This window comes from Pseudomonas sp. UBA1879 (genome assembly GCF_002338065.1).
In the GTDB taxonomy this organism is placed as follows: domain Bacteria; phylum Pseudomonadota; class Gammaproteobacteria; order Pseudomonadales; family Pseudomonadaceae; genus Aquipseudomonas.
In genome coordinates, this window is the sequence record NZ_DDHJ01000026.1 from 46,938 (window position 1) to 58,325 (window position 11,388).

At 61.5% G+C, this 11,388-nt stretch carries 8 protein-coding genes; 5 read left to right on the top strand and 3 right to left on the bottom strand.

The features are described from left to right. Positions 1–55: 55 nt before the first annotated feature. Positions 56–1,057, bottom strand: coding sequence for a D-xylose ABC transporter substrate-binding protein (xylF, locus tag B3N48_RS26550; RefSeq protein WP_296188783.1), 1,002 nt, complete (start codon positions 1,055–1,057; stop codon positions 56–58). Between the two features lie 260 nt (positions 1,058–1,317). Beyond that, positions 1,318–2,634: a xylose isomerase gene (xylA, locus tag B3N48_RS26555; protein WP_296188785.1), complete on the bottom strand. Its 1,317-nt coding sequence runs from the start codon at positions 2,632–2,634 to the stop codon at positions 1,318–1,320. A 163-nt stretch (positions 2,635–2,797) separates the two neighbouring features. Between xylA and B3N48_RS26560 the strand changes: the two genes are divergently transcribed. Together B3N48_RS26560 and B3N48_RS26565 are read left to right on the top strand one after the other, a co-directional pair. Next, positions 2,798–3,976, top strand: a complete 1,179-nt coding sequence (locus B3N48_RS26560) for a XylR family transcriptional regulator (protein WP_296188787.1) — start codon at positions 2,798–2,800, stop codon at positions 3,974–3,976. A 69-nt stretch (positions 3,977–4,045) separates the two neighbouring features. Further along, positions 4,046–4,969 carry a Gfo/Idh/MocA family protein gene (locus tag B3N48_RS26565; protein WP_296188790.1) on the top strand — a complete coding sequence of 308 codons (924 nt, stop codon included), beginning with the start codon at positions 4,046–4,048 and terminating at the stop codon, positions 4,967–4,969. A gap of 315 nt (positions 4,970–5,284) precedes the next feature. Here B3N48_RS26565 and B3N48_RS26570 read toward each other — a convergent pair whose 3' ends face one another. After that, positions 5,285–7,030, bottom strand: a complete 1,746-nt coding sequence (locus B3N48_RS26570) for an OPT family oligopeptide transporter (protein WP_296188791.1) — start codon at positions 7,028–7,030, stop codon at positions 5,285–5,287. 449 nt (positions 7,031–7,479) lie between these two features. On the opposite strand from B3N48_RS26570, the gene B3N48_RS26575 reads away from it, so the two are divergent. The 3 genes from B3N48_RS26575 to B3N48_RS26585 all read left to right on the top strand — a co-directional run bounded on the left by B3N48_RS26575 (position 7,480) and on the right by B3N48_RS26585 (position 11,279). Further along, positions 7,480–8,031 carry a sigma-70 family RNA polymerase sigma factor gene (locus tag B3N48_RS26575; protein ID WP_296188792.1) on the top strand — a complete coding sequence of 184 codons (552 nt, stop codon included), beginning with the start codon at positions 7,480–7,482 and terminating at the stop codon, positions 8,029–8,031. 50 nt (positions 8,032–8,081) lie between these two features. Further along, positions 8,082–9,776 carry a multidrug ABC transporter permease/ATP-binding protein gene (locus B3N48_RS26580; RefSeq protein WP_296188794.1) on the top strand — a complete coding sequence of 565 codons (1,695 nt, stop codon included), beginning with the start codon at positions 8,082–8,084 and terminating at the stop codon, positions 9,774–9,776. Positions 9,777–9,950: 174 nt separating this feature from the next. Further along, positions 9,951–11,279 carry a lysine N(6)-hydroxylase/L-ornithine N(5)-oxygenase family protein gene (locus B3N48_RS26585; protein ID WP_296188796.1) on the top strand — a complete coding sequence of 443 codons (1,329 nt, stop codon included), beginning with the start codon at positions 9,951–9,953 and terminating at the stop codon, positions 11,277–11,279. Positions 11,280–11,388: the final 109 nt, after the last annotated feature.

Sequence of the window (11,388 nt, forward strand, 5' to 3'; positions counted from 1 at the left end):
CGGGACACGCCACGCTCCTACAAGGGTGAGCGTGTGACAGACGTGTTGAAAACCGCTATTTCCCCGCCATCTGATCCTTGGTGTAGAACCCGTCCTTCTCCAGCAAATCGATGTTGTCCTTGGTCAACGCCGTGGGCGTCAGGAGCAGGGTATCGACCTTCTTGGTGCCGTTGTCGTATTGCGAGCTGAAGGCCGGTTTCTCGTTGCGTGCCAGTTGCACCGACAGCTTGGCGGCCTCAGAGGCGATGAGTTTGAGGGGCTTGTACACGGTCATGGTCTGAGTGCCGTCGATGACCCGTTTGACCGCTGCCAGGTCAGCGTCCTGACCCGAAATCGGCACTTTGCCCGCGAGCTTCTGCGCGGCGAGGGCCTGAATCGCGCCGCCCGCGGTGGCATCGTTGGAAGCGACGATGCCGTCGATCTTGTTGCCGTTCTTGGTCAGGGCGTTTTCGACGATGCTCAAGGCTTCAGTGGGGTTCCATTCCTTGACCCATTGCTGGCCGACGATCTTGATGTCGCCCTTGTCGATGGCCGGTTGCAGCACCTTCATCTGGCCTTCGCGCAGCACCTTGGCGTTGTTGTCGGTGGGCGCGCCACCGAGCAAGAAATAATTGCCTTTGGGCGCGGCCTTGAGGACGCCCGAGGCCTGCATTTCGCCTACTTTCTCGTTATCGAAGGAAATGTAGGCGTCGATGTCGGCATTGAGAATCAGCCGGTCATAAGACACGACCTTGATGCCGGCCTTCTTGGCTTCGGCCACGGCGTTGGTCAGCACGGTGGCGTTGAACGGCACGATGACGATGACGTCGACGCCCCGTGAGATCAGGTTTTCGATCTGTGAAATCTGCTTCTGCTCGTTGGCGTCCGCCGATTGCACGAACACTTTGGCGTCCATTTTCTCAGCCGCCGCGACGAAGTAATCGCGGTCGCGGGACCAGCGTTCGAGACGCAGGTCATCGATGGAAAAGCCGATTTTTGGATGGGCTGAATCCGCCATGACCGGCAGACTGAGCAAAGCCAGGGCAGAGGCGAGCAAGGTGCGTTTCAGGTTCTTCATTGGGGTGCGTCCTTTTATTGTTGTTTAGAGGCACTTCATGAGCGTATCGCGGATAAAACTGTAGAGACTTCAGTGACGACGTGATGCAGAGAATTGTCGCGAGTTTGTCACCACGTCTTCGTGGGAACTTGCCGGCAACCCACTCAACCTGTGGGAGCCGGCGTGCTGGCGAAAGCGGTGGATCAGCAACATCAATGTCATTGACCGGACGCTTACGCCGGCAAGCCGGCTCCCTCAGGTTCAACTCCCGGTGAATGACGTCAGCGGTAGATAAACCGGTTCACAACGCCTTCGAGCATTTCCTGTCGGCCACTGACGGCCTGCGGATTGAGATCGTTGTCTAGGGCGTGTTGTGCAAGGGATTCGAGGCTGAAGTCGCCGGTCAGCACCGCGCGCCCGAACGGTTGATCCCAGCCGGCGTAGCGCTGGGTCTTGAACTGTTCCAACACATCGTTCTGCACCATCGCGGCGGCGCGTTCGAGGGACAGGGCGAGCACGTCCATCGCCGCGACATGGCCATAAAACAAGTCGATTTCGTCGAGACTCTGGCGGCGCACCTTCGAATCGAAGTTATAGCCACCGTTCTGGAAGCCACCGACCTTGAGAATTTCGTAGGTGGCGAGGGTCAGTTCTTCGACGCTGTTGGGGAACTGATCGGTGTCCCAGCCGTTCTGTGGATCACCGCGGTTGGCGTCGATGCTGCCGAAGATGCCGAGGGAGGCCGCCGTGGCGATTTCGTGATGGAAGCTGTGGCCCGCCAGGGTCGCGTGGTTGGCCTCGATGTTGACCTTGATCTCTTTTTCCAGCCCGAACTGCTGCAGAAAGCCGAAGACCGTGGCGCTGTCGTAATCGTATTGATGCTTGGTGGGCTCCTGGGGTTTGGGCTCGATCAGCAGATCGCCCTTGAAGCCGATCTTGTGCTTGTGTTCGACCACCATCTGCATGAAGCGGCCGAGCTGCTCGCGCTCGCGCTTGAGGTCGGTATTGAGCAGGGTCTCGTAGCCTTCGCGACCGCCCCACAGCACGTAGTTCGCGCCGTTCAGCCGTTGCGTGGCATTCATCGCGTTGAACACCTGGGCGGCGGCGAAGGCGAACACTTCCGGGTCGGGATTGCTCGCGGCCCCGGCGGCAAAACGCGGGTTGCTGAAGCAGTTGGCCGTGCCCCACAACAGCTTGAGGCCGCTCTGTTGCTGATGGCGTTCGAGTTCATCGACCATCTGCGCGAAATTGCGGGTGTATTCCTTGAGGTTTGCGCCTTCGGGGGCGACGTCAGTGTCGTGGAAGCTGTAGTAGTCGATGCCCAGCTTGGAGAAGAATTCGAAGGCGGCTTCGGCCTTGAAGCGCGCAACCTCCATGGCGTCCCCCGCTTTGATCCATGGGCGCTTGAAGGTGCCGACGCCGAACATGTCGGCCCCCGGCCAGACGAAGGTGTGCCAGTAGCACGCAGCCATGCGCAGGTGCTCGCGCATCGGTTTGCCGAGTATCAACTTGTCGGCGTCGTAATAGCGAAAGGCAAGGGGGGAATCGCTTTGGGGGCCTTCGTAGCGAATCGTGTCGATTTCGGGAAAGCAGGGCATCGAGGTATTTCCTTATTGTTCTTGGCGATGCCCCGATACTAGCAACGGGGTGGCCGCTGCCGATTACGAAAATCACCAACGCAGTGTTCGATTTTGAGTATTGAGATTCGCCGTGCGCAGGCCTAGTCTGTGCCGACCTGTTTCGCAGGCCCGGGAGAAAACAATGAAAACCGTCCCGCCCGTTCACCGTATTGCGCTGCTGTTCAACGGCAGCAAGATCTACGATCGCGGCATCATCACCGGCATCGGGGATTACCTCAGCAGCACCCGCGCGTCCTGGGATCTGTTCCTGGAGGAGGACTTTCTCTGCCGTTTGAAAGGCATCGAGCGCTGGCAGGGCGACGGGATCATCGCCGATTTCGACGACCCGCTGATTGGCGAAGCCCTGGCCCACAGCAAACTGCCGGTGGTCGCCGTCGGCGGTTCCTATGAAGATTCTCGCGCCTATCCTGCGAACATCCCCTACGTCGCCACTGACAATTTCGCCCTGATCAAGATGGCGTACGAGCACCTGATCGAGGCCGGGCTGACCCGTTTTGCCTGCTTCAGCCTGCCCGAAGCGCAGAGCAACCGCTGGGCTCAGGAGCGGGAAGCCGCATTCCGCCGCCTGTTGAAGCGCGACGGCCTGCGCGGTGAGGTCTATCGCGGCCTGAGCACCAGTGCGCCGCTTTGGGACAGCGCCGTCGAACAACAGATCGCCTGGCTGCACAGCCTGCCCAAGCCCATTGGCATCATCGCTGTCAGCGACGCCCGTGCCCGACAACTGTTGCAGGCCTGTCTGACGGCGGGCATTGCCGTGCCGGAGCAGGTGGCGCTGATCGGCATCGATAACGACCCGTTGACCCGCACCCTCACGCGCGTGCCCTTGAGTTCAGTGATTCAAGGCACGCAAAGCATGGGCCGGATGGCCGCGCACATGCTGCACCAGATGCTCCACGGCATGCCCTCGACGACCCATCAGATTCTGGTGCCCCCCGAGGCGATCAACGTGCAGGCTTCGAGTCTGCATCAGCCGCTGGGCAATCCTTATGTGATGCAGGCCCTGCATTTCATCCGGCAATACGCCTGTCAGGGGATCAAGACCGCGCAAGTCGCGGGCTATGTCGGGATTTCCCGTTCCTCGCTGGAAGCGCATTTCCGCAAGGAACGCGGTTGCAGCGTGCATGACGAAATCCTCGGCTTCAAACTCGCGGCAGCGGCGTCACGGCTGGAAAAGACCGATTCCGCCATCGCCGACATCGCCCAGCATTGCGGTTTTAAATCCGCGCAATACCTGCACACCGTGTTTCGCCGGGAGTTCGGCTGCACTCCTCGGGAATATCAGCAAAGCGCTGTTCATTGATTCGATTTTCAGGCGCGCTCGGCCAGGGCGGGTCTGTACATGACCACGACACGATCACAGGAGTCATCGATGCATCCGATTCGTTTAGGGCTGGTGGGCTACGGCAAGATTGCGCAGGACCAGCATGTGCCGGCGATCCACGCCAACCCGCAGTTCGAGCTGGTGGCAGTAGCCACGCTGGGCGCCCATTGCCCGGACGTGCAGAACTTCGGTTCGCTGACCGAGCTGCTGGCGAAAGGGCCGCAGGTGGACGCGATCGCGTTTTGCACCCCGCCTCAAGGGCGTTTCGCGCTGGTGCAAGAAGCGCTGAAAGCCGGCAAGCACGTACTGGTGGAAAAGCCGCCGTGCTCGACACTGGGCGAAGCCATGGCGTTGATCGACGAGGTCGAGCGTGCCGGGGTCAGCGGCCTGTTCGCCTGGCATTCGCGCTTCGCGCCGGGTGTGCTCAATGCCAGAGCCTGGCTGGAAGGCCGGCAACTCAAACAGGTGCGCATCGAGTGGAAAGAGCAGGTGCGCAAGTGGCACCCGGGCCAGGCGTGGATCTGGCAGGCGGGCGGGTTGGGGGTGTTCGATCCGGGGATTAACGCACTGTCCATCGTCACTGATTTGCTGCCCGACGCGCTGTTCGTCGACGCTGCTGCGTTGAGCGTGCCGAGCAATTGCCAATCACCCATCGCGGCGTCGTTGAACCTGCGTGGCGGCCAAGTGCCGGTGACGGCGGAATTAGATTTTGACCACAGTGTCAACGAGCTGTGGCGCATCGAACTGCAGAGCGATGACAGTGTGCTACGTCTGGATTCGGGCGGGGCACAGGTCAGTCTCGATGGCGTCGCGCAGAAGGTGTCCGAAGAGGGCGAATACCCGGCGATGTACCGGCATTTTGCAAGCCTCATCGCTGAGGGACGCAGCGATCTCGATCTGCAGCCGTTGCGCATTGTGGCCGACAGTTTCTTCGTGGGAAGCAAGCAGACGGTCGCGGCGTTTCACGAGTGACGCCGTCAGCCCACTGACATTCATCGCGTGGGTAGGCGCGCGTTCGGGATCTGGCCGCCGACAGAGCGACTCGGCGGTCAGACGTGACCGACGCCTGCCAGTGCGATGGAGAAGGAAACGATCAGCATCAGCAAAATGGACATGTTGACGGACATGGGGTGAAATCCTTGTTCAATGATTCGGTGCCGACATGATCCCGATCCGAGTGGGGAAAATGAACGGCCTTCGTGTGTATGTTCGTTATCGACGCCATCGATACTCCAGGGCTTTGAAGCGTGAGCCGTGGATGTGTTGACTCCGATAGACGAACGGCACTCACAGGTTCTGGAACATCGCCCAGAACGAGGCACCGACGCCCGTCATGCTTTCACCGGCGATCAGTCCGGCCGCAGCCGTGATCGCGAATCGCTCGGTGAGGCTCGGCCATTGGCGGCTCACCGCCCAGGTCAATACCGCACCGAGCCCCATCATCAGCGAGGTAGAGGCCGGCAAGACGAACGCCAGACCCAGCGCCGCCGAACTCGGGAGCCAACGCGCCGTGCGTTGCGGCAACAGGCTGTCGAACGCACCCAGTAGCACACCGATCAGACCGCCGACGATGATCGCCCAGCGGATCTGCGGTGTCAGCGAGCCCAAACCGTGGGTCAGGGTTTCGGCCACGGCTTTCCACGTGGCGACGGCAGGGGCGGGCCATTGTTCGGTGAGCAGCATGTGCTGGGGATCGGGAATCAACGCAAGGTACACCAGCACCCCGACCACGCTGCCGATGAAAATGCCGATGCATTGAGCGACGACCTGATTTTTTGGCGTTGCGCCGATGGCCAGGCCCACCTTGAAATCGTTCATCAGGTCGGTGGACTGTCCAGCCGCGCCGCCTGCTGTATTGGCGCTCATGAGGTTGATCGGCACCTGGCCGGGCGCGATCAGGCCGAAGGTCAGCTGCGACAGCTTGCCGATGGCGCCGATGGGGGCAATGCCCGTGGCGCCCACCACCCGCGCAGCGACGACCGCCAGGCAGATGGCCAACGGAATGCTCAGCAGCGCCATCCACAGGTCAATGCCAAACAGCAAGGCCTGCAAGCCCACCACCAGCGCAATCGCCAGCAACAGACCGGCGATCGGGCCTGTTGAAAAAGGGGCTCGGGCGCGTCGTTCTTCAGGTCCCCGTTTGGCTTTGGGCGCGATGAAGAGCCGCACGCCCAAGGCGGTCAGCGTCGAACACACCATCAGGCTGACCCCCGGCCACAGCAGCCATTCCACCAGTTTGGCGAACTGGGGGCCGTTGGCGTCCGGCGCCAACAGCACCCAGCCGTGATCGATCAGCCACGGTGACAACCCCCCCCACGCCACTAGCGCGCCGAGCAGCAGGCTCAGCCCAACGCGAATGCCGATGATTCCACCGAAGCCAATCAGCAGGAGCGACGGGTCGAGCGTGAACGTCAGCCGTTCCAACGGCGCCGTGGGAGCCCAACGCGGAATGGCCCAGATGAAGTCGTCGATCCACTTCACGAGGCCCGACAGTAACGCGGCGCTGAACAGCACCTTGATGCGGGTAACGGCTTCCTGCCCGTGGCGGTAAATGTGCTGAAGGGTTTCCAGCGTGGCCATGCCTTCGGGAAACTTCAGGCCGTTGTCGTTGAGCAGGGTAGGGCGCAGGTACCAGGCGATCCAGATGCCGAGAAAACTCACGGAAAACACCCACGCCATCATGGGGAGGGGGTCGAGTTGCTGGCCGGTGAGCAGGGTGTACGCGGGGATCGGTGCCACCAGCCCGCCCGAGATGATCGATGCGGCGGCTGAGGCGACGGTCTGGTTGATGTTGCTTTCGTGGAGGGTCCACGGGGGCTGCCGATGATTGCGACGGGCGAGGCTCTGCCAGATCCCGAAGCCGATCAACAGCGCGATGATCGACATGTTGAACGACCAGCCGATTTTGAGGCCGGCGTAGACATTCGAGGGCGTCAGCAGGATGCCTAACACAGCGCCTGTCAGCACGGCACGCGGGCTCAGTTCACGCTCGATGCGCGGCACGAGAAGGGAAGTGTTGGCGTGTCGGCCCATGGGACGTCCTGTGGTCGGTCTCAGGACTAGTGAGCGTTTTGGGGTGAGAAAGGTTCACCGTTGGGGCCGTGTGAGGAGGATCAATTAGACCGCGTGCGCCGGTTTGCCGACGCAGCGCGCCAGCTCGCTGGCGTCGTGCCTCCGGCGTCTCCTACAGGATGTGTGGTGTATTCGATAGTGCCTCTGCTGAGCGCGAGGGGGGCAATTAGTATCCGGCGTCTCCTACGTCCAAGGGCTCGATCGAGAGTAAATATCGTTGTTGATCAACAAGATAGACCGGGTTTGCCAGTATTTCGCCTTTACACCGTTGGCGAGAAACCGACCTCGTGCTTATAGCGAAAGTTTCACCAATCGGTAAATTTTCTTACGTTGCAATGAGAATCGTTTGCGTTATCCTTCGCGTCTCTTTGTTACCAGGGATGTCGAACAAGATGGGTTTTCAACCTGCAATGAGCCAGCTCACACGTGTGCGCGCCGCCTGCTCGGGCGGGTCTCTTGGCCCGACCGATCCTCGTCTCGACGCACTGATGGGCACTTACAACACCCATCGCGAAGGGCTGTTGCGACTGGCCGCCAAGTTCCTCGGTTGCCGTGCCCGTGCCGAAGACGTGGTGCAGGACGCTTTCGTGAAGATGCTCGAAAGCGACCTGTCCTCCATCGAGCCTGCCCGCTACATGTTTCGTGTGGTGCGCAACCTGGCCATCGACCGGTTGCGTCGTCAGCGACTGGAGCGCAGTCACGGCGCCGAAGCAGAACTCGACGAGCCGCCGCGTTTCGAGGTATCGCCCGAGCGTGTCTTGGCGGGGCGCGAATCGCTGACCCAACTGGTCGGCGCCCTCAACGAGCTGCCCAAGCGCATGCGCATCGTTTTCAACCTCAGCCAGATCCAGGGCTACACCCAGCGTGATGTGGCCAAGGTCATCGGCACCTCACCGACGATGGTCAACTTCCTGCTGCGCGACACCCTGTCCCATTGCCGCGCCCGGCTGGGCGAGCTTTAGCCGCCGACGCTTCGCCCTTTGTATTCTGCTTCCACTGTTCGGAGTCATCCATGAAATTAGTTCGTCTGGTCTTCCAGCAATACCGTTGGCCACTCGCGCTGGTGTTGCTGTTGAGCATCAGCAGCGGCCTGTTGAGCGTCGGCGTGATCGCTTTCGTCAACCAGCGCATGATCAGCACCCACGACGGTCTGGGCACCGCGTTGTGGCAATTCGGCCTGATGCTGGTCCTGCTTTTGGCGCTGGCATCCGGGGCGTCGCTGTCGCTGACCGCGCTCGGCCATCGCTTCGTCTACGGCCTGCGCCGGGTGATGGTCAAGCGCTTGCTGGACACCAACATCGAGCGCATCGAAGCCATCGGTGGGGCGAAAATCTTCGCCAGCCTGTCCAGCGACATTCGCGCCGTGACCATGGCATTCGTGCAGCTGCCGGACCTGATCTACGGCACCGTGTTGAGCGTTGCCGCATTCAGCTACCTGGCCTGGCTGTCGCCGTCGTTGTTCATCACCACGCTGTGCTGGATGGCCTTCACCCTCGGCGTCGGCTGGCTGCTGGTGGGCAAACTCAACGCCCACATCCGCGCGCTGCGCGAGTCCGAAGACAAGCTCTATCAGAGTTATCAAAGCGTGATCGACGGCCGCAAGGAGCTGACCCTCAACCGCGACCGTGCGCGCCGTTTATATGAAGAAACCTTCGACGTCGCTGCCTTGCGTTATCGCGAGCATTTCACCCTCGCCGACCGCTATCACGGCCTGGCCAGCAACTGGGCCAACATCATGGTCCTGGGCACCATCGGCCTGGCGTTTTACTTGGCGAACGGCCTGGGCTGGGCACCGACGGAGGTGGCCGCGACCTACGCCCTGACCGTGCTGTTCATGCGCACGCCGCTGGTGCTTGCGGTCGCTGCGATCCCGGCGCAAATCTCGGGGCGCGTGGCATTGGACAAGGTGGAATCCCTCGCGCTGGCCGAGCATCACCACAGCTTCGAGGTCGCACCAAGCCACATCGTCGGTCATTGGCAGACCCTCGAATTGCGTGACGTCGAGTACCACTATCCGGCGCAGGGCGACGAGCCCGGCTTCGACGTCGGCCCGGTCAACCTGACGCTGCGTCGGGGTGAAACGGTGTTTCTGATGGGCGGCAACGGCAGCGGAAAATCCAGCCTGGCGCGCCTGCTCAGTGGTCTGTATCGCCCTTCGGCGGGCGCGATTCTGATCGACGGCCAGGTGATCAGTTCGGACGACTGGCTTGCCTATCGGCACCTGTTCGCCAGCGTATTCACCGACTTTCACCTGTTCGCGCAACTGCTGGGTGCCGATGGCGAAAACGCCGCTGCCGAACACATCGATCACTGGCTCGGCCAACTGCACATGAAGCACAAGGTGCAGATTGGCGACGGGCATCTGCTCGACACGCGTTTCTCTCAAGGGCAGCGCAAGCGCCTGGCGCTGCTGCTGGCCGTGCTGGAAAAACGCGACATTCTGCTCCTCGACGAATGGGCCGCTGACCAGGACCCGCTGTTCCGCCGGTTCTTCTACCGCGAACTGCTGCCGATGTTCAAAGCGGCAGGTATGACCGTGTTCGCCATCAGCCACGACGACCAGTATTTCGATCTGGCCGACCGTCTGGTGAAGATGGAATCCGGTCAGCTCAGCGAGTTGCAGGGCGACCGCCGTGACCACGCGAGCCGCGACGCCGTGGAGGAAATCGGCGGCGCGTACCCGCTAAAAAATGTAAAGGCTTTGTAAGTTTTTCAGCGCTGACGACTAAACAGCCTAAAGGCTCAGGCGTCTTAATGATAATCAGTCCTATTCATCACTGATGCGCGTGACCCGTCCGGTAGCGAGAGGCAATGCCCAGTCATGGCGTTACCTCACCAGCGACGGAACCTGATCGCGCATCGCGCCTAACGAGAGGGAAGCATGGAACTCGTCTACGACTACATCGGCATCGGTTTCGGCCCGTCGAACCTGGCTTTGGCGATTGCCACCCAGGAGCATGCGCTGCGCGACGGTCTGGCGCCTCAGGTGTGCTTTCTGGAGAAGAAGCCCGCGTTCAACTGGCACGAAGGCATGCTGATCGACGGCTCCACGATGCAGATTTCCTTCCTCAAGGACCTGGTGACGCTGCGCAATCCGGCGAGCCGCTTCACCTTCGTCAACTACCTCAACGAGCGCGGGCGTCTGCAGGATTTCATCAACCTCAAGACCTTCTTCCCCACCCGCGAGGAGTACACCGATTACCTGAGCTGGGCCGCGTCGCACTTCAGCGAGCAGGCGCATTACGGCCAGGAAGTGATGTCGCTTGAGCCTCATCTCCAGGACGGCCGCCTCCATGCCGTGGACGTGCTGTCTCGCGGCCCCGGCGGCGAGATTTCCCGACGTCGCGCACGCAACCTGGTGTTCGGCATCGGCGGCATTCCCCAGGCACCGGCAGCGTTCGACGGCCTCAGCGATCCGCGCATCCTGCACTCGTCAGGCTATCGTGGCGGCATTGAAAAACTGCTGAGCAACCGTCCGGGGCCGTTGCGCGTGGCGGTGGTCGGCGGCGGGCAGAGTGCAGCGGAAATCTTTGAAGATCTGGCCAGCCGTTTCGACAACGTGGAGGCCAGCCTGGTGATTCGCGGCAGCGCGTTGAAGCCCTCCGACGACAGCCCCTTCGTCAACCAGATCTTCAACCCGTCGTTCACCGACACTATTTTCAACCACAGCGAGGCGCGGCGCGGCGCGTTGTTCACCGAGTTCCGCAACACCAATTATTCAGTGGTCGATACCGACCTGATCGAGGCCATCTTCCAACGCTTGTATCAACAGAAAGTCCGCGGCGAGCAACGCCACCGTCTGCTCACCAACCGCGAAGTCGCCCACGCCGAAGTCAGCGCGGCGGGCGTCGAGCTGTTCCTTCGCGACGCGCCCCATGACCAGATGCACAGCGAGTCATTCGACGTCGTGGTGCTGGCCACCGGTTACCGCCGCGACTATCACCTCGAATTGCTCGCCGGTTTGCAGGAGCACATTCAGGGCACGAGCGTCGACCGTCACTATCGCCTGCCGCTGAGTGCGGGCAGCGAAGCGGGGATCTTCCTGCAAGGCTGCTGCGAGGACAGCCATGGCCTGAGCGACACGCTGCTGTCGGTGCTAGCGGTGCGCTCCCAGGAAGTGGTCGAGTCGATCTTTGCCGAGTACGCGCAACCCTGTTCCGCCCGACCGGCCCACGCCCATGAGCGCGTCGCGCTGAAGCTCGCGCGCTAGCGCCGCAGTGGTGGCCGTTCGCGGTCACCTCCTTCATTCATCACAACGTTGCGGGAGGCCTTGTCGGCCCTCCGTGGGTTGAGCCTTGCCGAAACAAACAGGTGAAAGC

Bases quoted from the DNA above. Each gene is read 5' to 3' on its own strand.
- xylA (WP_296188785.1), bottom strand. From the start codon at position 2,634: ATGCCCTGCTTTCCCGAAATCGACACGATTCGCTACGAAGGCCCCCAA.
- B3N48_RS26585 (WP_296188796.1), top strand. From the start codon at position 9,951: ATGGAACTCGTCTACGACTACATCGGCATCGGTTTCGGCCCGTCGAAC.
- B3N48_RS26575 (WP_296188792.1), top strand. From the start codon at position 7,480: ATGAGCCAGCTCACACGTGTGCGCGCCGCCTGCTCGGGCGGGTCTCTT.
- xylF (WP_296188783.1), bottom strand. From the start codon at position 1,057: ATGAAGAACCTGAAACGCACCTTGCTCGCCTCTGCCCTGGCTTTGCTC.
- B3N48_RS26565 (WP_296188790.1), top strand. From the start codon at position 4,046: ATGCATCCGATTCGTTTAGGGCTGGTGGGCTACGGCAAGATTGCGCAG.
- B3N48_RS26570 (WP_296188791.1), bottom strand. From the start codon at position 7,030: ATGGGCCGACACGCCAACACTTCCCTTCTCGTGCCGCGCATCGAGCGT.
- B3N48_RS26560 (WP_296188787.1), top strand. From the start codon at position 2,798: ATGAAAACCGTCCCGCCCGTTCACCGTATTGCGCTGCTGTTCAACGGC.
- B3N48_RS26580 (WP_296188794.1), top strand. From the start codon at position 8,082: ATGAAATTAGTTCGTCTGGTCTTCCAGCAATACCGTTGGCCACTCGCG.